We start from the raw sequence: 23,236 nt of genomic DNA, 5'->3' as shown, positions 1-23,236 counted from the left end.
ATAAAAAAGATAATGAAAAGAACATATTTAAACTCAATATTATTCGCGCTGATCATGGTGTTTTCCACCATGTCATGTGAAGATTTGGAAGAGCGACCAGTAGGGACATTAAGTCCTGAGGGTCTCTTTGTATCGGTAAAGGAGTTAAAAGCCGGAGTTAATGGCGCCTATGGCCAACTTGCTCGTGAGGATTTTCACGGCCGTAAGCTGACGCTTGCACTGCTCCTGCGTTCAGACATGGTGGGTATTGGAGATCCAAGTACGCCTACCAGGCGACATGCCTGTGATCTCATGCAAATGGAGCAGGACAATGGTTTGGTCAACGCATTTTGGACTGTGGGTTACAGAGCCCTTGCAGCTGCCAATGAGGTGATTAATGCGAAGGATAATGTAGAGGGATCAGAAGAAGAAATCAATGCAGTGGTGGCACAGGCATACTTCCTGCGTGCGTATGTGCATTTTGTATATGTACGCCTGTTTGGTGAGGTTATTTACATGGATGGTCAGCCAATAGATGATCCCTATGCCGTGCAGCAGTCTTCTGTGGCAGATATCTATGAAGGGATAATAGACGACCTGGAATTTGCCAAAGAATGGCTGGCAGATATTCCAGTGGACAGATCTCATCCTGGTAAGGCTGCAGCTTATGGCATGCAGGCGTCGGTTTATATGACCAGAGCTACTTCTGAAGTAGCACAACCTGATGATTGGCAAAATGCTTTTGACAATGCCAAACATGTGATTGACAATGAAGGTACCTACGGGGTGGCACTAGATGCCAATTACTACGATATTTTCGCACCTGATTTCAGTTCTTCTGAGATCTTGTTCAATATCACTTTCATTGCCAATGATAATCATAACATCACTCCGGGAGAACTGGGTGGATCTAATGCAGGTACCGATCAGATAACATCTGTTACAGGTCCGCGTGGTGATGAAAGGTATTCAGCACTTAGTTCAGATGCTTTCGGATGGAGTGTGGCTGTACCGGAGTTAAGTGTGTACAATACCTGGGATGGAAGGGATTATCGTAAAGCTGTGAGCTTGGATACCGCCATTACCTATCTGGGTGAGGAAGATTATCGATTTACTGAATGGGATGGAATTAGTCAGAATGTCGCAAGACCACACATTGCAAAATACTTCAGAGCTGTGGGAGAAGCTGGCTTAAGGACAAGCACATCTCAGGGAGCAAGTCTAAGAGATTCTAATTCCAAGCAAATCATTTTGCGCTATGCGGAAGTACTCCTGATAGCCGCAGAAGCAGCGGTAGAACTGGGTAATAACGGAGCTGCTGTAGAATATATCAATAGAGTACGGGCCCGTGCAAGAAATGCAGCAGGCGCCGGTCATAGCAAGTATCCCCCAAGTCCTGTTCCGGCTGATATTACTGGTGCCGTGACCATTCAGGATGTGATGGAGGAGCGCAGATTAGAGCTGGCTTTTGAGGGCGTGAGATGGTATGACATTGTGCGTAGGAAAATGGGTAATGTGTTCAGCGGTTCAGCACCTGCGCTGGAGAACAGAGACTTTGATGCCAGTGTGGATTACCTATGGCCTAAGTACTATGTGGATGTGGATTTACTGGAGGGGCTTAAGCAAAACGTAGGCTACGAAGGATTGTAACCTGCAGATCATTGACTACTAAAAGAGGCCATCCGAACGTGGTGGTCTCTTTTAAGAAAACTCATATGGAAACCCACGGGTAGGGTTCAAGATTGAGTAGCTGTGATGCGGAATCGCAGGACTTTTGGTAAGTTTGCCGAATATAGTCACTAGTCAGCCAATGTTTGGTTAACCAAATATTGTGAAGGAATATCGATCACGTTTTTTAGTTATTTGACTTAACAATCTGATAATTAGAGAGTAAAAAAAGGAGTTTGAGACCTCTCTATAGAATAGTGTGTGTTGAGAGCTGTGGACTGATCTGACTATGGGAAATATTTTGTTCAATAATTTTGACCTGCAATTGTGACTCTTTAAATTGGTCGACCAATTGTTGGGTGCAACCGATTACTAATTATGGAAATACTTAGCAACTTTAGTCGTATTAAAATTGAAACACCAGTTGATAAGATCATCAATCAAATCAAGGAATTGATTACATCTGGTCAGCTGAAACCCGGGGACAGACTCCCTCCTGAGCGCAAGCTCTGTGAGAAGCTTGGAGTAGGTCGTACCCACTTGAGAGATGCGATAAAGAAGCTTGAGTTTTACGGGATTCTTAAGACCTTGCCACAAAGCGGAACAGTAGTTGGCGGAATGGGGATCACGGCCCTGGAGGGCCTTATTTCGGATGTGTTAAAGCTAGAAGCGAATGATTTCCGTGCTTTGGTTGAGACCAGGGTTTTGCTTGAGGTTAATTCAGCCAAGTTTGCAGCCATGCGCCGTTCGGATAATGACCTTATGCACATGTCAAAGGCGTTGAGTGATTATGAAAAGGCGGTCTCAAAAGGAGCGGATACTGTTGAGCATGACTTAATGTTTCATTTGAAGATTGCCGAGGCAAGTAATAATACGGCCCTTAAATCGCTGATGCTGATTATATCCCCGGACATACTGACGCATTTCAAAGAGAACAATATTTGTGTTGGAGACAGGCCTGTGAGTGCTTTGGAAGAACACTACCAAATATTCGAACACATTGAGGCGCAGAACCCGGAACTGGCCTCTGAGACCATGGAACACCACTTGCAGGATATTTTGAGTTTTTCGCTCAAGCAAAATGGGATGATTAATGGGAAGACCCAGAAGAGTTGATGGAGATGTTAGATCAATTCCAGTGTGTATGATTAAGATTTTCCTGATGGAGTTATCCCTTCGGGAGTCATTGAAGCATTGAATCACAGGGACCAACAGGAAGGTACATTCAATCAAAATAAAGAAGTTAAGAAATAGTGAGATTTAAAATTTACATAGCAATTGTTTTCTTCTTCATACAGTCAAAATCGGATGGGCAAACCAGCCCATCCCTGATTTTGACGAAAGACGGAATCAAAGAGATTCGCCTGGGGCTTGGTCAGGTGCCCCTGTTTGATCAGACATTGGCTGCGGTACAACAGGAAGTGGACGAACAGATAGAGAAGGGAATAGATGTACCTGTACCCAAAGACTTAGCTGGTGGATATACACATGAGCAGCACAAGACTAATTTTTTCACCTTGCAAAAGGCGGGTGTATTGTTTCAGATTACCGGGGATGAGCGATATGCTACTTATATCAAGGACATGTTGTATGCCTATCTGGATCTATATCCTGATTTGGACCGACATCCAGCTGAGCGCTCCTACGCCAGAGGAAAACTCTTCTGGCAATGCCTCAACGATGCAAACTGGCTGGTCTATGTGAGTCAGGCCTACGACTGTATCTATGAGTGGCTTGCTGAGGAAGATCGTCAGGCCCTCAATGACGGCCTTTTCAGACCGATGGCGGATTTTCTTTCTATAGAAACCCCTCAGTTTTTCAACCGGATTCACAATCACAGTACATGGGGCAATGCTGCCGTGGGGATGATCGGATTGGTCATTGATGATCAGGAATTGGTCGATCGGGCATTGTATGGAGCAAGGGCTGTATCGGTAAAATCCGGCGCTGTAGACAATGATGGCGGAAGCATTATTTCGCAAGATCAGGAAATGGGTTTTCTGGCACAAATAGACCATGCGTTCTCTCCTGACGGATATTATACTGAGGGCCCCTATTACCAGCGATACGCCATGTACCCATTTTTGATCTTTGCGGAGGCTTTGTCTAATAAACGCCCGGATCTGAAGATTCTGGCCTATAAGGATTCAGTATTGATCAGAGGGGTCTACGCCCTTCTTCATCAAACTAACACTGCAGGTGAATTTTTCCCCATCAATGATTCACAGAAAGGTATGTCGCTCGCTTCGCGTGAACTTGTGAATGCTGTGAGTATGGCTTATCACTATGGCTCACAGGACCCCAGGTTACTGTCGGTCATAGCCGCTCAGGGAAGAGTGCCACTCAATGATGCCGGATTTGATGTGGCTAAAGCCATTGGTGAAGGGCTTACCAGGCCATTTATCAAACCAAGTATAGAGCTCAGCGATGGTGCCAATGGGGATGAGGGTGCCATTGGTATCTTAAGAGGAGGTGACCTTACACTGGTCATGAAGTACGCGAAGCATGGAATGGGACACGGACATTTCGATCGGCTGGGGTTCATGCTTTACGATGAGACCGGTGAAGTCATTCAGGACTATGGCTCAGCTCGCTGGGTGAACATTGAACACAAGGATGGGGGTGGATACCTCAAGGAAAATCACAGCTGGGCCAAGGAGACTGTAGCTCACAATGCCCTGGTGGTAAATAAGGATTCCCATTTCGATGGGAACGTTAAGGAAGCCGATAAGACGTCTGGCACTCCTTATTATTTTGTCGCTGGTGAAAGCGTTCGCATTGTAAGCGCCAAAGAAACCCAGGCATATGATGACGTTGTGATGCAACGCACCATGGCTATGGTTGATCTGGAGGAATTAGAGCACCCATTGGTCATAGATCTGTTATCGGTACAGGCACCGGCGGAAACCAGGTATGATTTGCCCCTCTATTACGTGGGAGAATTCATGTCCTCCAATCAGAAACTTCAGACCAATAATGACCTGACCCCTATGGGCAAAGAGTCCGGATACCAGCACCTATGGGCTGAAGCGCAGGCAGATCTCACAGGAGACTTGTATCGAATGACCTGGTTCAATAAGAAGAGATTCTATACAGTCACTTCTGTGATTGAATCCGGCGACGAAATGATTTTGACAAGGATAGGCGCCAATGATCCCAATTTTAACCTCCGACGCGATCCGGGAATTATTCACCGCAGGACAGGGGGCAATACCGTATTTGCCAGCTTATATGAAATACATGGGAGTTACGATTACTCAACTGAGCGTCCTTTGAACCTGTTCACTTCCATTGCGGACTTAAAAGTGCTGCATCAATCAGCGGAATATATCGTGGTTCGATTTCTATTGAATAGTGGTGAGGAATACCAGCTGGCTTTTTCACTGAAAGATGATAGCGGATCAAGTCAGCATGCTGTGAAAACATCTAAAGGAAAGTTGATGTGGCAGGGAATTTATGAATTTAAGAAAATAAAATAATTGAGAAATGGGAAGAAAAAGCGAAAAATACATTTTAACCAAAGAGATGGAATGGGAAGAGCTTGGCGGGGGCGTGTCTCGAAAAATGCTGGGCTGGGACAATCAGATTATGATGGTACAGGTGAAGTTTGAAAAGGGAGCCGAAGGCTCGCCCCATCAACACTTTCATACCCAGACGACCTACTGTGTTTCTGGCAAGTTCGAGTTTGTAATCGATGGCGTGAAACAGATAGTCAGTGGGGGCGATGGGGTGTACATCGAGCCTAACCTTCTTCATAGTGCGGTCTGTCTGGAAGCGGGAATGTTGATCGATACTTTCAGTCCGGTGAGAGAAGATTTTCTTGACGGGTCGGGGGTTTCGTACTTCGGCGATAAATAAAATAGACATATAACAAAGGATAAGATGAAGGTTAAAGGACTTAGGTGGTGGATCATTGGACTGATATGTCTGGCTACCGTAATCAATTACATTGATCGGTCGGCGCTCAGCATTATGTGGCCAAGTATTTCAGAGGATCTGGGCATGTCGAAAAACGACTATGCGCTTATTCTGAACATATTCATGATAGCCTATGCCGTAGGGCAGTCGGTATCGGGCCGGATGTTTGACAAGATCGGTACACGGCTTGGGTTCGTAGTCTCCATTTCGGTGTGGGGTGTGGCCACTATGCTGCACGCACTGGCCAGGGGATTGTTTTCATTTTCAGCCTTCAGGGTGCTATTGGGATTAGGAGAAGCTGGAAACTGGCCTGGGGCCGTAAAAAGTAATGCCGAATGGTTTCCCGTCAAGGAAAGAGCCATGGCTCAGGGCATATTCAATGCCGGAGCAGCACTTGGATCTGTCGTAGCCCCACCGTTGATTGCCCTGCTGTGGGTGGCTTTTGGGTGGCAAGTCACCTTTATGGTGGTTGGAGCTATTGGTTTGTTGTGGGTATTGCCCTGGGTACTCATCAATAAGGCTACACCGAATAAACATCCATGGATTACCGAAGAAGAGAAGAAATACATCTTATCAGGGCAATCAGAGGCTGACAATAACCCTCTGGGAAAAGGGTTGTCAATGAAGCAAATACTCAGCCACCGTGAATCATGGGCTGTGCTGATATCCAGGTTTTTTGTGGAGCCCATCTGGTGGTTGTTTGTTGGGTGGATGCCCATATACCTGGCAGAGACTTATGGCTTCAATGTAAAGGAGATTGGGTTTTTTGCATGGGTGCCATACGTGGGCGCTGCGCTGGGTAGTTTGTCTGGTGGTTATTTTGCCGGGCGCCTGATGCTCAATGGGGCATCGGTAGACCGGGCCAGAAAGCTCACCATCACCATCGGAGGAGTGATCATGTTTTTGGGGCTCGTAGCCACCATCCTCCTGGCGAATAGTCCATTGATTTTTGTGGTGATTGTAGCCTTCGTACTGTTTGGCTTTCAGTTTATCATTAGCAATATCCAGACGATCCCAAGTGACCTTTTCAGCGGAAAATCCGTGGGATCACTGGCAGGATTGGGAGGTACGGTTGGTGTCTTTTCGGTCATCATTATGAACTTCCTGGTTCCGATCATTTCAGAAATATCCTATACGCCCATATTCATCATGATCGCGGTATTTGTGCCACTGGGAGTAGCTTCAGTGTACTTTTTCGCGAAAGAAATTAAACCAATTGATTAGATATTAAAGATTAAACGAATAATTAGACATGGAACAAAAACTAGAAAATAAAGTAGCTGTCATAACGGGTGCCACAGGCGGGATTGGTTTCGAGGTAGCCAAGAGATTGGGCAAAGACGGATTCACTGTTGTATTAAATGGCATTGAAGACGAAGCTGGGGCTAAGCGAGTAGAAGAGCTTGCCAGTGAAGGGATCACCGCAGAATATTATGGCTTTGATGTGACCAATGATGAAGAAGTAACTTCAAATATTAAGGCAATTGGAGAAAAATATGGCAGAATTGATGTGCTGGTAAACAATGCAGGTGGATTAGGAGGCAGGTCAAGGTTTGAAGAAATGACCACAGAGTTTTACAGATTTGTGATGGCTTTAAACCTGGATTCAGTGTTTTTTGCTTCAAGGGCAGCCATTCCTTACTTGAAAAAGGGAGAAAATGCTTCAATCATTAATTATACCTCAAATGCAGGGTGGAATGCCGGTGGACCGGGAGCCGGAGTTTATGGAACATCCAAAGCCGGAGTTCATGCCATTACACGAGCGTTGGCAAAAGATTTGGCAGAATACGGCATCAGGGTAAATGCGGTGTCTCCAGGTACCATTGATACGCCATTTCACTCTGAAATCAAATCGACGAAACCTGAAGTATTTGCTTCGTGGAAGAATAATATCATGTTAGGCCGTTTGGGTCAGCCTGAGGAAGTAGCGTCTGTAGTGTCTTTTCTGGCAGGTAAGGATGCATCTTTCATCACTGCTGAGACCATACAAGTGGGTGGTGGTCAGGCCTTAGGGATATAAATGGAAATTGGATTGTTGTAGTTAGGGAACCGGAGCAGATATGATGAGTTCATTTGAGTATTTGCTCCTGGTTCTTGCCGGTATAGGCGCAGGATTCCTGAATGTTGTGGCAGGTGGAGGTTCTATGTTGACCCTACCCTTATTGATCTTTCTGGGGCTGCCGCCCGCCATGGCCAATGGCACCAACAGGATAGCAATCCTTTGGCAAAATGTATTTGCCATCAATAAGTTCAGAAGAGCAGGGATCATTGATTATCCCTACAGTATTTACCTGGGACTGGCAGCGATCCCGGGGGCGGTGTTAGGCGGGTTTTTGGCAGTGGATATTAAGGGTGAGTTGTTTACCCGGATTTTGTCAATCATCATGTTGGCGGTAGGGTTGATGATTGTATTTGGCTCGGCTCAGAAGCAGATTGGTGTCAATACCGGAGAAGAAAAAAGAAGGCCGTGGGTTGGGATATTGATTTTCTTTCTGATTGGGATATATGGCGGTTTTATCCATGCGGGAGTAGGTTTTATCATCATTTTCGTGCTGGACAGGCTACACCATTATACAATGGTAAGAATTAACAGCATCAAGGTCATTGTAGCATTTGTATATACCCTGGCAGTGGTGATGGTTTTCATTTACAATGACTTGATTGAGTGGCGGTACGGATTGACCCTGGCAGTCGGTACTTCTTTGGGAGGATGGCTGGGAAGCCTTTTCTCCATCAAAAAGGGGGATAAATGGATTAAGGCACTGTTGCTCATGACGATAGTGATTCTGTCCGTAAAGCTCTGGTTTTACTATTGACTCCCGGATAAGGTCATCAGATATTGTGAAGATATGAGCATTTCAAGAAGAAAGTTTTTGCAAAAATCAGGAACGGTGGTTCTCATGGCTCCTTTTTTACCGTCAACCGTTGGTGGAATGAATCTGGATCGATCTGGCGAACCTTTGAAAGTGCATATATTTTCCAAGCATTTACAGTTTTTAGATTTTAAAGAAGCCGGTCAGGTTGCCGCAGAACTTGGGTTTGATGGCATTGATCTGACGGTTCGTCCCAACGGTCATGTGCTACCCGAAAATGTGAAATCTGACCTGCCGGTAGCTGTTAAGGCCATTAAGGAGTCTGGTTCTACCTGTGAGCTGATTACCACAGCCATTACCGATGTGAACAGTGATTATGATTTGGAAATCATCAAGGCTGCAGCCAAAGAAGGCATTCGGTTTTATCGTACCAATTGGTTTGAATATCATGCAGACAAGCCAATGCAGGAGTCTATTGAAATCTACCGACAAAAAATCAAAGCGTTGGGTGAGGAGGGTAGACAATATGGTATCATCGGTTGCTATCAAAATCATGCCGGTACCAGTATCGGATCTTCTTTTTGGGAAATAAAGCAACTGCTGGAAACCGTGGACCCGGTTTATTTTGGAACCCAATATGACATCCGCCACGCCACAGTGGAGGGCGGACTGTCCTGGACAAATGGACTAGGGTTGCTCCGCGAGCATATCAAAACGATTGTGCTCAAAGATTTTCAATGGGCAAAGGTTAAGGGCCAATGGAAAGCAGTGAACGTGCCAATAGGTGAAGGAATGGTGGATTTTATAGGTTATTTTAAGTTATTGAAAACTTATGGCCTGAATCCTCCAGTCTCATTGCACCTGGAATACCCACTGGGAGGAGCAGAAAAAGGTCATTATGAAATCACTGTAGATCGAAAAATTGTTTTTGATGCGATGAAAAAAGACCTGACGACTGTGCAACAGCTGTGGAATGAAGCATAACGAACCTGAAGGTGAATGATTAAATTATCTATCAAGATTGACCCAACTAAAATTATGATGATGAAGAACGTACTTTTTTTACTTACGGCAATTTGCATGTTGATGAGTTGTCAACCAAAGGCATCTGATAATGGAATCCTGGTTTCCAACGCTAAGGAGCTGCAGGACGCAATCTCAAAAGCACAACCAGGAACCAGTATTGTCATGGCCAATGGGCAGTGGGAGGATGTTGAAATTCGCCTTATGGCAAAGGGAACTGAAGATCAACCGATCACCCTTCGGGCTGAAACCCCCGGCAAAGTAATCATCCGGGGGCAATCTGATCTGAAACTGGGTGGAGAATACCTGGTAGTAGATGGGCTCTATTTTACGAATGGGGCCTCTCCTTCCGGAGCTGTTATTCAGTTTTTCATCAATAAGAATACTCTTGCCAACAACAGCCGGGTGACCAATTGTGTGATCAAAGATTTCAACAAAGCGCAACGGGACATGACGGATCTGTGGGTGCTGTTTAAGGGAAGGCATAACCAACTCGATCACTGCTATCTGGAAGGAAAATCGAACAGAGGGCCAACCATAAGAGTGGATCTGGAAGGGAATGAAAGCATTAGAAACTACCACAAAATCAATAACAACTATTTTGGTCCCCGGCCACCAAAAGGAGGGCCAAGTGCTGAGACCATTCAGATTGGAAACAGTGCCACATCTATGACACCCAGCCACACCCTGGTGGCTAATAATTTGTTCGATCGATGCAATGGAGAGGTGGAGGTTATTTCCAGTAAATCCAATTTCAATGAATTTAGAGGCAACGTCTTTTACAAAAGCCAGGGATCGCTGGTCACCAGACACGGTAATTACTGCATTGTCGATGGGAACTACTTTATCGGTGATGAGAATTCTCCGCAGGTGGGAGGAGTTCGGCTGATAGGCACCGGGCATCAGGTGACCAATAATTACTTCTACAACCTTCACGGGGAGATTTTCAGAGGCCCGCTGGCCATGATGAACGGCATCCGACAACCGGCTGTCAACAGATACTTTCAGGTTACTGACGTGGTGGTTGCTTACAATACCTGGGTCAATTGCTCCTCGCCATGGCAATTTGGCGTTGGATCAAATGTGGATCAAAAAGAGGTGCTCCCATCTTCAGAGATCCGATCAGAAACGCCCACCCGCACCATCGTTGCCAACAATTTGATTTATAATTCGGTCGGAGACCAAATGCCTATTGTACGCTACGATTCCATTGACGGGATTGATTTTAAAAGCAACGTGATCAATAACCAGGGCGTAGCCTTCAGAGGCGTAGAGGGTCTTGAGGAAAAAGACTTCTCCATGCGGGAATTGGAAGAAAATATTTGGGTCCCGACCAGCGACCTGTCCGAAATCCAGCCTTTTAGTGGGTTTGAGTTTGATCAGATCAACAAAGACTTGCTGGGGAATTCCCGAGCGGAAAACAGTTCGATAGGGGCCACCAATGGAGCCGGTCCGGAAAGACCTAACATGATGGATGCGTCAAAGTACGGTCCGGATTGGTACAATTCCTCAGCTGACGATTCCTCGAAGGAAACGCATACGGTCAGTACCGCAGAGGAGTTTGCCAAAGTGATAGAAGTAGCTCAGGATGGCGATATCATTGAGCTGGCATCGGAGCGTTTTGAATTCAATTACTCCCTGATCATTGACAAAAAGCTGACCATTCAGCCTGCAAAGGCTGACGCTAAAGTATCTCTTGTCTATTCTGGCCCTGCCGGTACCCCGGCTTTCGAAATGAATCCGAAAGGGAAGCTGTCTTTGAATGCGATCATTCTCAGTGGGAATGGGGAGAATTACGCTTTTGCCACCTTGAAAGAAAACATGTCCGGCCTTTACAATTTGAAGGTAAAGGATTGTGAGTTATCTGACTTTGGTTATGTCCTTAAAGCCTACAAGTACTCGTTTTCTGAATACATCAGTTTCGAATCTTCGGTGATAAAAAATTGTAGCAACGGCATTGAGCTTTCTGCAGAAGATGACGACCGGGGCGAATACAATGCTGAAAACGTGTACATCGTGGATTGTCAATTTGAAAGGGTCAATAAGAATGTCATCGATTATTACCGGGGCGGATATGACGAGTCCACAGTAGGTGGCAACCTGATAGTCAGAGGGAGCACATTTACCCAATCTGGTGCTGGTGAGGAGAATGGGATTTTGATCAACACCTACGGGATCATCAATGTGGACATTTCTGGTAATAAGTTTCGGAACAACCCGGTAGAGCAAGTGGCTCGGCTGTGGGGTGCCAAAAACAATTCTCATGCTGACAATGTGATTACAAACTCCGGAGCGCTGATTGTTGAAGAAAATCTGCCTCTGAAATTAATGTATTAGCAAAAGTGTGGAGACTTCTCTTCTCGATATTACCCATAAGTGCTGAAAAAGGCACTTGAATTCGATTTAAGTACTAGTAAAATTTTTGACAATATGAAAGCTACAGCAACCAGGAAATCGGAATTTTCATCATCAATAGGGAATGTATTCTCCTGCCTGATCATGTTTGTTCTCCTACAGTTCGCATCGGTTTCAGCAAGCTGGGCCCAGGATCCTAATTTACCACCTGGTGGAAATTTTGATCTTACTGATTGGAAGATCACTTTGGAGGATCAGTCGGAAGTTCAGGAAGCTGAACTATCCAATGGTTTTGAAAGGCCGGCTCAGTTTTATACAGACCCCAACACCGGGGCAATGGTCTTTAGATGCCGGAATGACGGAGAAACCGGCGGGAGCTCTTACCCCAGAAGTGAACTTCGCGAAATGTTGCGGGCTGGCAATACCAGCTTCAACACACAGGGGATCGGCCCCAACAACTGGGTCTTCGCTTCTTCCAGTCAGGCCAATCAGGAGGCAGCCGGTGGAGTAGGCGGAACACTGACAGCCACAGTTGCTGTGGATCATGTGTCTACCACAGGGGAAGCCGGCAAAGTGGGTCGTGTAATCATTGGACAAATCCATGCATCAAGCGATGAACCGTGCCGGATATACTACAGGAAATTGCCAGGAAACACCAAAGGGTCCATCTACTTCGCTCATGAGCCTACCACCAGTGCAGAGCAATGGCATGAAATGATCGGCAGCAGAAGCGACGATGCTGCTGATCCAGAAGATGGTATTGCGCTTGGAGAAAAGTTTAGTTACGAAATCAAAGTGGAGGGTAATGACCTTACCGTGACCATTATGCGGCCTGGAAAACCTGATGTGCAGAAAGTGGTAGACATGACCGACAGTGGCTTTGCTGATGACTGGATGTATTTCAAAGCTGGCGTATACAATCAAAACAACTCCGGAGAGGATGGCGACTATTGTCAGGCTTCATTTTTCGCTTTGAGCAACTCTCACTCCACGGCCGGAAACAAGGCACCGACAGCCAGCATTACCGCTCCGTCCAGTGGCGCAACTTTTAGTGCCGGAGATAACATCACCATTTCGGCGGATGCCTCTGATAGCGATGGTTCGATGGCCAAAGTAGAATTTTTTCACGGCACCACAAAACTGGGTGAAGTCACCTCAGCTCCTTATGATTATACCTGGAGTGCAGTGCCTGCGGGGAGCTATGTGCTCACTGCCACGGCTACAGATGATGGAGGCGTTTCATACACGGCTTTGGGAGTGAGTATTACCGTCAACCCTCTTACGGAATACAATGCACCTTATGACATTCCAAGGTTTAAGGCCTTCATTGGGGAATGTAAGTTACAGGCACCAACGAGCTCCACAATCGCCACGCAATCTCAGTTAAAGGATGGCTATACGGATGACAACTTTTATGTTGTGGATGAAGATAAAGTCGCTTTTAATCAGTCAGGATCCAGCCAGCGCACCGAACTGAGGTATGAGACCAACTGGACACTTTCAGAAGGTAATCGTTCATTGCATGCCAGGATTAATATTGTGGAGCAGACCTGTGACCAGGTGACGGTACTGCAGATTCACGATGATGCCAATGCCGGTAGTGGCCCAAACAAACCACTCCTCAGAATCTATAAGCATCAAACCAAGTCACCAGTCAATCACCTGTGGGCGGCCATAAAAACTGACATAGAAGGTGTAAATACCACGCATGTGGACCTGGGTGAAGCGCCTGCCGGATATTTCGACTGTGACGTCCGCTTGGTGGATGGAAACATGATCATTGATGTAGATGGAGCCGAAAAAGCCAATATGGATGTTTCGTTTTGGACATTCCCCAGCTACTGGAAAGCCGGAGTATATCTGCAGGATGACGGGGAGGCCACTGCTTACTTTGATGAGTTGTATGTCGCTGACGGATCAGGGGGAAATGTGAATCCGGTAGTTCATATTACCTCTCCTGAGAATGGTGCAAGTTTTGTGAATGGGGACGACATCACCATCGTGGTTGATGCCTCTGATCCCGATGGTACACTCTCTAATGTAGCGTTTTACAATGGGGCAACGAAACTTGGTGAGGATCAGACCACTCCTTATTCATTTACCATTCCGTTTGCGGTCACTGGTAGTTATGCTTTTACCGCAGTAGCTACTGACAATGAAGGAGCTACAACTACCTCGCCGGAAGTGAACATCACTGTTAGCGCCACGCAAACCTACACGTTGACCACTTCGGCCGTTGGAAACGGGTTTGTGAGCTACAATCCCACCGGAGGTGTTTACGAAGCGGGAACACTCGTGTACCTGACCGCTAAGCCGGACGATGGGAATCTATTTGACCGTTGGAGTGGGGACGTGACCGGGACCTCAGAACAAACGACCATCATCATGGATGCCGACAAGTCAGTCACTGCTCACTTTAGTGAGGAAGAAGTTACGCTTGGTGTTGAGTATCCCAATGCACTCGAGGCTTCGGACAGTGAGATGATTGTCTATCCCAATCCGATCCATTCCAGGGCTACCATAGCCTATAAAGTATCCAAACCTGCGCTCGTAGAATTGACCATATATACTGTGTCTGGTCAGAAGATTGTGGATTTGGTGAATGAACTCCAAAACCCGGGAATCCAGAAAGTAGAATGGACACCTGACAATCTGCCCAATGGCTTGTATATCGTCAAACTGAGAATTGGCAGTGAAACGAAAACTCAAAGGTTGATCATTCAACCTTCGAAATAGAAAATTAACGGACTTGTTATCCATCCAACCTGGATGCATGTGAAAAGTAAATAACCGAATCATGAATATACTGAAGGTTCTAAAAAAGGAAGGCATTGGAGTTTATGTGATCATGGCAATCATGCTGTCGTCTTGTTCTTCAGGCCCGGACTCGCCTGAAATTATTGTTCAGGATTTGCAGATGCAAATACCGGCAGGCGAGCAGGTTTTCAAAGAAGAATTGCTGGCAGGTGAAATTGCCGAGACCAGGATTGAGCACCTCGCTTATGCTGGGCCTACCGAGCAAACCATCTCACTTTCCGGGGAGCATGTGAGCATGTTTCTGTTTGTAAGTGGGAATGGAACCCTGCAGGCTGATTCAACGGTGTACAACCTGGTGCCCGAGTCCATTGCCATTCCGATGAACGACACGGATCAAGTACAGTTTAAGGTACCTGCGGGGGAGGAACTTCATTTTCTGCAGTTTACCAAAAAATTGTCCACTCAGGATCTGGAGGATCTGAAGAACTTCCCTGAGGAGAATAGATATAACCTGTTTTTTACACGGTTTGAGGATTGCGAACCTTATACAGAAAAGATAAAGAGTCCGAATACCGTCAGCAGAACCGTGCTACCGGCTGATATCGTTCCTCGTGTTTCGCTTGGGACTGTTGAAGCCATGGGGCCGGATGAGGTGGGTGCTCATAAGCATCCTATGCTTGACCAGCTGTTCTTAGGACTATCCAACAATGATGTGGTGGTTCACGCGGATGCAGCTTCCACGGCGTTCAAGGAGTTCTCACTGTTGCACATTCCTATTGGTTCGAGCCACTGGGTCACAGTGGGTGAGAACAAGAAGATGTACTACTTATGGATGGACTTTTTCCTGACTAAGGAGGGCCAGGAATGGCTGAAAACACACAAACCGATGAGTACCGATAACGGTGAATAGTTCCGGGAGGACGATTCACGAGAGTACTGAATAATTAAGAGTTACTTTTTCACAGATTGATTAATATGCGAATTGCAGCCCTTTTAGTGATTTTACTTGTTGCAGAAGTGACACTTGCCCAAACCAGGTACGATGTTTCTTCCCTGTCAGAATTCAAATCTGCTCTTGATGATGCAGTAGATGGAGATTCCATTGTCTGGAAATCAGGCAGATACGAGGATGTTTTTATGGATATCAAAGTTGCAGGTCTTGTCGTTACCGCAGAAAGCTATGGATCCGTCATCTTCACGGGAGCTTCAAAAGTGGAAATAGATGCCGACAAAGTAGTCCTGTCTGGATTTCAATTTGTAGGGGGAGATATTGGTACAGATGATGTGATCCGAAATTGGGGGAGTGATGTACTGATTACTCGAATAAACATTTTGGGTTATACGAGCTTTAAATATTTGATCGTTGATGAAGATTCACGGAGGACAACCATTAGCTATTGCAATTTCGAGAATCGAATCACTCTGGCAGATCAAAACATCCTGTCCATTCTGGTGGATAATGAACCGGGATATCATAAAATTCAGTATTGCTCATTTAGAAACTTTCGGGGTAGTGGTGGTGACATGGGCGTGGAGCCTATTCGCATTGGTGTGAGCACACAGGCACACCTGGACAGCCGGACCATTGTAGAGTATTGCTATTTTGAAAATTGTGATGGTGATGGGGAATTGATTTCAAATAAGGCTGCGCAAAATGTCTTTCGGTACAATACTTTCGAGAATAACTCAAAAGGGGAGCTGGTGCTACGTCACGGGGATGAGGCCATTGTTTATGGCAATTTTTTTCTGAACAACATGGGCGGTGTCCGAGTGCGTGAAGGGCAAAACCACTTCATTTATAACAACTACTTTTCCGGATTGAGCAGCCGCGCCATTTATTTGCAAAACGAGTCCTCCGATCCCTTAGACTCCATTCATATCTATTTCAATACCATTGTGGATTCTGAGGAAGTAAAGTTGGGAGGATCAGGAAGTTACCCACCTCAGCATGTAGTGTTTGCCAACAATATTTTCGCGAACCCAAGGGATGTGATATTTGATGACCCGTCAGGGGACGAAGTATGGTTGGGCAATATCTCTTCAGGAACGCTGGGAATCGATCGGCCATCGGGTATGAGTGATCTGGACCCAAAGCTGATTGAAAATGGAGAGGGATTTTTACAGTTAAGCTCAGAGAGTCCTGCCATTGATGCGGCAGTTTCCGGATTCCCGCCCATTCCTGTGATCGATGGGTTAGAGTTTGATGACTTGAGACTGGACATTATGCAGCAGACCAGACCTGATGAAATTGACCAAAAAGATGTGGGAGCTTCAGAATTTCCCCACGCTGTGGATGTGCAGCCCTATGCTACCACATCCAATACCGGGCCTGGGTATTCCAATGAAGAAGCCATATTTTCATTAGCATCTTCCATTGTAGGGGAAGGTAGTGTCATGTGGTCCCCCGAAAAGGAGACTTACCATTTAGGCGAAATCATAACCCTCACGGCTACTCCGGCGGATGGCTATCAATTCTCAAAATGGGGTGGTGATCTGGACGGGACTGACAACCCGAAGATGATTTCGATCACTGAGGATATGAATGTCATTGCTGAGTTTGCTTTGCCTGTTACGCCAGCCCCACTTGGTACCGGGAGTACGGGTGTTATTGAAATTTTCCCAAACCCAGCCAGCGATCATGTGCGGCTGGCCCTGCCTACTGGTAGTCCTTCGCAGCTGTCTATCTTCATTTATGATGTTGAAGGTAAAATCAGGTTATCCCGAAAAATGAGGGTTGTTCAGGATCATCTGGAAGTGGATGTTTCAATCCTTCCCACAGGTGTATATTTCCTGACTCTCCAGAATGCCGGGAATGGTGAGGCGGTAGCCGAGGCTGCGGTCCTCAGGTTAGTAAAGAATTAGCCTATTAAGGCAAGCTTAATATCACTCAATCAGCCGCTTTTCTTAACCTGGCTTAATATCAGATGTAGCAGTGACGAAACTGTAAAAGAACTCTCAGATGAGGATCAGGCACCAAATAATTCTCGGATGCGTTGAATCTGATTCGCATAGGTCCTTTATTGATTTTCCCAAAACCGCCGATTGATTCTAAATACCTCTTTTCTTCGTTGTCTTGAAAACAGGTTTTTAACCACACCGTGATAAACCTCCAGCGAGTCTCCCGATAGTGCAATGACGATCATGACCAGGGTAAAATCAGCTTTATAATTGAAAAGCAAGAGGAGGTAGATCATAAGGGTGGCCAGGGCCAATACTTCTATGAGCTGAAAGATTTTGGTGATCCCGTCATACCACCTGGGGAGAGCACCATATACAATTTTAAAAAGGAATACATTGAAGAGGCAGAACATGATCGCCAAAATGATCTCTGTCCTTCGGGACATTTCATTGATATAGTCTTCATCCAGGATTTCAGAAATGATATTGGCATGAATGACCCCTCCAAACATGTCATTCTTTGCTTTGCCCACATAGTTTTCATTCATAGGGGTGAAGTAGTAATCATCAGTAGTCTGTGTGTCGCCCAGGAACTGACCCATAAAGCACATGATGACAATTTTATCTTTGAAAAGATCAGGACTGAAGCTTTCATCCAGGACATCCTGAACATCCAGGGCAAAGTATTTCATACCGTAATTGGCCGATGAGAAATTGATGATATTTCCCTTATAATTGATCACTTCTACATCATTGTTCCGGGCAAGAAATTTTTCTGTTTTCAGAGAGTCATAGGCATAGGCCAGTCGCACCGGGAATGCATACTTTGTTTCCCCCATTACAATTTCAGAAGGGGTAAACTCCCGGCACATTTTCAAATCCTCCTGCACCTTGGCATTGGTGATCAGGTTCACAAAACCCAAATGAGCGGCCTGGGCAATGTGTTCTTCTGGTTTCAGGGTCATGGCAAATTCATTCGTTTCCTCATCCAAACCCACAAGTTTTTCCCCAATCACAATATTTGCCGTTTCTGACAGCACTCGGGTCAGCGCACTATCTTCGGACCATTCCTTGTGAGCATCCAGCAGCACATCCAGTCCGATTACTGCCGGCTCATATTGATTGATGATTTCAATTTGCCGTGCTATACCCTCTCTATTGAGCATACCAATATTGACCATCACAATGCGGTCGTCAGCTATGGGATCTTCGCTGAGTTGTGAAAAAACTATATCGGTCAGCTCAAAGTCAGAAAACATATCCCCGATGGGATCGAAGAGGTCAAAAACTTTGAAAAAAGTGACTGATGCAAAGGCCCCCATTATTCCAAAAATGAAAAGAGAGCAAAGGAGGGTGTCCAGAATGAACCGCTTCATAGGATGAATTTAAAGCTTCGAGTAGTTTAGAAAAATTAAAAATAGAGATTCCTGTTATTCGGGCCTATTGAAATGATGCCTTTTTGAAAACCGTAACACCCTGAGGTCAGAGCTCCTCAGGGTACAAATGCACGAGCCAGTATGTCCAAATTTTACTCCATCACACTACCAGTTTATGTTGTGTGCCTGATCAGATACGACAAACAGCCCTGGAGTTGCAGTGTATGTAAGAGAATCTGGCATTTTATTCATAATACATTTACAGTTTTCTCAAATAGCATTATCATTGAACGGATTTCAGATTAGATAGAAGAGAAGATGAGTAAGTGCCTGGGAGTTTTGGGTTTGATGTTCTGTTTAGCATCTACAAATGCTGTAGCTCAGTATCAGAATTTGAAATTCGAATCGTATTCCACCCTGGAGGGGTTATCCAGCAGTACCTGTACAGAGATTTTTCAGGACTCCAGGGGGTTCATGTGGTTTGGGACCATCGATGGGCTCAATAAGTTCGATGGATATGAGTTCACGATTTACAGACCGGAATATGGAAATACAAATTCTTTGGGGGGTAACCGGATCACGGCCATCGTGGAGGATGATGCCCAAAACCTCTGGGTTGGGACCTCTACCGGGCTCAATAAGTTTGATCAGAAGACCGAGAAGTTCCACCGGATAGCGTTGTCCAACTCTGACGAGAAGGCCTCACTGGTAGCAGTCAATTGCCTGCTGTATGATCAACAAACCTTATGGGTGGGCACCACCACCGGCCTTGTAGAAATGGATCTTTCCTCCGAGCAGGATCAGCCCATCTATCAAACTTATAATAGCGCTCCTGATTCTAAATATCCACTGGACCAGGAAGAAGTAGTTGGTATCGTTCCAATCGATTCCGGGGTGGTTGTTGGTACGGAGGGTTCAGCTCTGAACATTATTAACACCATTACAGCGTCTATTCAGCATATTCCAAGTGCTGGCAAAGCTGATTTTGAAATCAACCAATTACCCAAGAGTTTCTTGATGGATACAAAGGGGGAGCTTCTTTTCGGGAATGACCTTTCCCGTATGTATGTATTCAACTTTGAAAAGCGTGAATACCGCTTAAAGAATTACACCGAAGGAATGGCTGTTCCTGTTTTCGATATTTATCAGGATAATCAGGGGATGATATGGATATCTACCGATGGCGATGGGATTTTCCTGCTGAATAAAGAGAAAGAGCTGATTCAACAAATCAGGCACGATCCGCAGGATCCGTCATCACTGCCCAATAACCAACCCTCCAAGGTGATGGAAGATGGCGAGGGGATGTTTTGGATTGCTACTTATAACGAAGGGGTATGCAAATTATCCATGAATAAGTCAGCCTTTGCGCACGTGTTTTATCGGCAGGGTAAAAATGACGGGCTGAGCTCCAGAATAGCGCAGGCCGTCACAGAAGATACTAAAGGAAGAATCTGGGTAGGTACAGATGGAGGAGGTTTGAACCTTCTGGATGATCAGTTGAAGGTGGTCAGCTCTTTCAGGCATCAGGAATCCGGTAAAAACACCATCAGTTCGGATAAGATCGTCTACATGGAGGAGAGCCTGTCTGGGCAGCTTTGGATCTGTACATGGGATGGGGGACTGAACCTTTTTGACCCTAATACCCGCCGGGCTGAGCGGTTTACCTATGACCCCAGTAATGAGTATTCTATCGGCCAGAATAGTGTCTGGTATGCTACCCAGGCCAAGAACGGAATCCTCTGGTGTGGAACCTTGTCTGCCGGACTGAATGCATATGATCCCCGGGAGGATAGGTTTTATAGATACAATAGCCAGACCATCGGGCAGCAGCTATTAAGTGATTTGGTGTTCTCCTTGTTGATTGATTCACAAAATCGTTTGCTGCTGGGCACAGGTGCGGGGTTGCAGGTGATGGACCTCAACAAGGTTTCAGACTTGGCCGAGCTGGTTACTTTGCCCCTTTTGAACACAGAAAAATCACAGCTTCGAGGCTTTAGAATCAACCATATCACAGAAGCAAACGACCAAACCTATTGGGTGGGTACAGACCTGGGACTCTATCAACTCAATGCTGATTTTGAGTTAATCAAGCGATTTACCACCAGTGAAGGACTGCCTAGTAACCTGATCGTTGGAGTGGTGTTGGACGATGACGAAAATCTTTGGTTTACCACCAAAAGCGGGTTGGGTAGACTGGACTTGCAGGGTGAAGATTTTAAAAACTTCAACATTCACGATGGAATCCAGGGCATGGAATTTCAGAGCAAGTCCATTTTTCGAACGGCAGACGGGCGACTCCTGGCCGGAGGCATCAACGGACTGAATGTCTTTCGCCCTGAGGAAGTCCATTTGTCGGAGCAAGTGGGGGCACCTATGATCACCAGCATGAGTGTGCTGAATCACACGGTGCGGGTAGGGGAGGTTTACAATGAGCGGGTCTTATTGGATGCCCCAATCACCAGCAGGAGCAAGGTGGTACTCAACTATGACGAGGGGTTTGTGTCTTTCGACTATGTAGCATTACATCTTCCGAATCCGGACCGGGTCAGCTATGCCCACAGAATGATCGGCGTAAATGAGGACTGGGTATATGTGAAGGACAATCGTACTGCCAGCTATTCCAACCTGATTTCGGGAGACTATCGGTTCGAAGTGAAAACGGCCCTGGATGACGACTGGGAAAATGCCGAACTGACCAGCGTTGACCTGGAGGTATTGCTGCCGCCTTGGAGAACCTGGTGGGCATACCTGATCTACAATATACTGATAGGTGGAATCATCTATCTTGTTTTCAGGGTGTACAGCCAAAGGCTTCGTGAGGAGCGCCAGCATGAGCTCGATCAAATGAAGCTGAGGTTTTTCATCAATGTATCACATGAGTTTAGAACGCCACTAACACTTATTCTGAATCCCGTCGATAAGATTTTATCTTCAAGCAACGATGAAGCAGTGGTGAGAGATTCCGCACTGGTCATACAGCGCAGTGCCAGGAAACTCCTTAGTTTGGTGACCCAGCTGCTGGACTTCAGGAAAATGGATCTCGGGAAGACACCCCTGGAGCTGGTAGAGGGTGACCTGGTGAAATTCTGTAAGGACACCTTTTTGTTATTCGAGGATTTGGCCAGGAGTAAATCTCTGGATTTCAGGTATGAGAGCACATCTGATTCCTTAACAGGGTATTTTGATCCGGATAAGGTGGAGAAAATCATTACCAACCTGCTATCCAATGCCATCAAGTTTACAGATGCTGAAGGCGCCATCACCATGTCTGTGGCCCCATTGAACAAGGGCAAAAAGGACTATGTGAGAATAGTGGTGGCTGATACGGGTATTGGCTTTAAGAAGGAGCAGTTGAAAGAGGTGTTTAGCCGGTTTTTCCATGTAGACAGTACCAAAACAGGCACCGGTATAGGGCTGAACTTCACCAAAGGATTGGTAGAAATCCACAAAGGGGAGATTTCTGTGGAAAGCGAGTATCAGAAAGGGACTTCCTTCATCGTGGATTTACCATTGGACAAAAGTCTGTATAAAGGAGTAGAACACAGAGCCATGGGAGAGGGATATGCGCAGGATCCTGCGGCTGTTCTGTCCACTGCCTATGAGGTGGCCATCTCTGATAACAAGGCCACTGCCGATGAGTCCCCGGATGATGACGCGAATCTCAAGAGCCCGACTGTGTTGATCGTAGAAGATAACAAGGAGTTGAGGGTGCATTTGCGCAAGGAGCTCAGGTCCCGTTTCAAAGTGCGGGAGGCCGCCAATGGGAAGGAAGGCCTTGAGAAAATCAATAAGTACTATCCGGATATTGTGATCAGCGATGTGATGATGCCTGAAATGGACGGTTTTGAAATGTGTCGCCAGGTCAAACTCAACATAGAGACATGTCACATTCCCATTATCCTGCTCACTGCCCGAAGCCTCGAGGAAGATCGCATTGAAGGGTACCAGACGGGAGCCGACGAATACTTACCAAAGCCATTTAATATCAGTGTGCTGAAGGCTCGGATCAACAATTTGTTGGAGGCCAAAGTCAGACTGAGGGAGAAGTTTACCTCCATAGGAGGAATGCTCCCTTCGAGTGAGATCACTACCAATACACTGGATGAAGCCTTTTTGGACAAAGCCACCAAGGTGATCCTGGACCATGTAAGCGATCAGGATTTCAGGCTTGCCGAATTGCTCAAGGAAATGGGATCAAGCAGGTCTCAGTTTTACCGGAAGGTCAGCTCCCTGACCGGTCAAAACCCAAGTCACTTTATCCGGGTGATCAGGTTGAAGTATGCTTTGGATCTCCTAAGGAAGCAGCAACACTCCATTAAGGAAGTCGCTTACATGTCCGGGTTTAATTCTTCAGCCTATTTCACCAAGTCTTTCAGGGAGCACTTTGGCAAGGCCCCCAATCAATACCTAGCTGAGGAAATTGTATAATTTATATTTGGAAGTGTA

14 protein-coding genes are annotated in these 23,236 nt (G+C 46.0%); 13 read left to right on the top strand and 1 reads right to left on the bottom strand.

Annotated elements, in window-relative coordinates; all coding sequences use genetic code 11:
* Positions 1-12: 12 nt before the first annotated feature.
* The 12 genes from RIH33_RS08450 to RIH33_RS08395 all read left to right on the top strand — a co-directional run bounded on the left by RIH33_RS08450 (position 13) and on the right by RIH33_RS08395 (position 17,375).
* Positions 13-1,629, top strand: a complete 1,617-nt coding sequence (locus tag RIH33_RS08450) for a RagB/SusD family nutrient uptake outer membrane protein (RefSeq protein ID WP_406650442.1) — start codon at positions 13-15, stop codon at positions 1,627-1,629.
* A 396-nt stretch (positions 1,630-2,025) separates the two neighbouring features.
* A complete protein-coding gene (locus tag RIH33_RS08445; protein ID WP_406650440.1) occupies positions 2,026-2,763 on the top strand; it encodes a FadR/GntR family transcriptional regulator in 738 nt (245 codons plus the stop codon).
* A gap of 137 nt (positions 2,764-2,900) precedes the next feature.
* Positions 2,901-5,126: a heparinase II/III family protein gene (locus tag RIH33_RS08440; protein WP_406650439.1), complete on the top strand. Its 2,226-nt coding sequence runs from the start codon at positions 2,901-2,903 to the stop codon at positions 5,124-5,126.
* A 7-nt stretch (positions 5,127-5,133) separates the two neighbouring features.
* Positions 5,134-5,505, top strand: a complete 372-nt coding sequence (locus RIH33_RS08435; protein WP_159582031.1) for a cupin domain-containing protein — start codon at positions 5,134-5,136, stop codon at positions 5,503-5,505.
* A gap of 24 nt (positions 5,506-5,529) precedes the next feature.
* A complete protein-coding gene (locus tag RIH33_RS08430) occupies positions 5,530-6,789 on the top strand; it encodes an MFS transporter (RefSeq protein ID WP_406650437.1) in 1,260 nt (419 codons plus the stop codon).
* 28 nt (positions 6,790-6,817) lie between these two features.
* Entirely contained in the window at positions 6,818-7,585 is a 768-nt protein-coding gene (locus tag RIH33_RS08425) for an SDR family NAD(P)-dependent oxidoreductase (RefSeq protein WP_406650435.1), read from the top strand.
* A 40-nt stretch (positions 7,586-7,625) separates the two neighbouring features.
* The gene (locus RIH33_RS08420; RefSeq protein ID WP_406650434.1) at positions 7,626-8,381 is read left to right on the top strand and encodes a sulfite exporter TauE/SafE family protein; all 756 of its coding nucleotides are present in this window, start codon (positions 7,626-7,628) and stop codon (positions 8,379-8,381) included.
* Positions 8,382-8,498: 117 nt separating this feature from the next.
* Entirely contained in the window at positions 8,499-9,362 is an 864-nt protein-coding gene (locus RIH33_RS08415) for a sugar phosphate isomerase/epimerase family protein (RefSeq protein ID WP_406650432.1), read from the top strand.
* Between the two features lie 102 nt (positions 9,363-9,464).
* Positions 9,465-11,738, top strand: coding sequence for a chondroitinase-B domain-containing protein (locus RIH33_RS08410; protein ID WP_406650431.1), 2,274 nt, complete (start codon positions 9,465-9,467; stop codon positions 11,736-11,738).
* Between the two features lie 93 nt (positions 11,739-11,831).
* Positions 11,832-14,492 carry a polysaccharide lyase family 7 protein gene (locus RIH33_RS08405; RefSeq protein WP_406650429.1) on the top strand — a complete coding sequence of 887 codons (2,661 nt, stop codon included), beginning with the start codon at positions 11,832-11,834 and terminating at the stop codon, positions 14,490-14,492.
* Positions 14,493-14,553: 61 nt separating this feature from the next.
* Positions 14,554-15,423 (top strand): hypothetical protein, encoded by an 870-nt coding sequence (locus tag RIH33_RS08400; protein ID WP_406650428.1) that lies wholly within the window; start codon positions 14,554-14,556, stop codon positions 15,421-15,423.
* A gap of 65 nt (positions 15,424-15,488) precedes the next feature.
* Entirely contained in the window at positions 15,489-17,375 is a 1,887-nt protein-coding gene (locus RIH33_RS08395; RefSeq protein WP_406650426.1) for a chondroitinase-B domain-containing protein, read from the top strand.
* Positions 17,376-17,530: 155 nt separating this feature from the next.
* Here RIH33_RS08395 and RIH33_RS08390 read toward each other — a convergent pair whose 3' ends face one another.
* Positions 17,531-18,787: a CHASE2 domain-containing protein gene (locus RIH33_RS08390; protein ID WP_406650425.1), complete on the bottom strand. Its 1,257-nt coding sequence runs from the start codon at positions 18,785-18,787 to the stop codon at positions 17,531-17,533.
* A 318-nt stretch (positions 18,788-19,105) separates the two neighbouring features.
* Here RIH33_RS08390 and RIH33_RS08385 point away from each other — a divergent pair, with 318 nt between their 5' ends.
* Entirely contained in the window at positions 19,106-23,218 is a 4,113-nt protein-coding gene (locus RIH33_RS08385) for a two-component regulator propeller domain-containing protein (protein WP_406650423.1), read from the top strand.
* Positions 23,219-23,236 lie beyond the last annotated feature (18 nt).

The organism is Marinoscillum sp. (assembly GCF_040222955.1).
In the GTDB taxonomy this organism is placed as follows: Bacteria; Bacteroidota; Bacteroidia; order Cytophagales; family Cyclobacteriaceae; genus Marinoscillum.
Note: the sequence above shows the minus strand (reverse complement) of the source record. Positions and strands in the feature narration are given on the sequence as shown.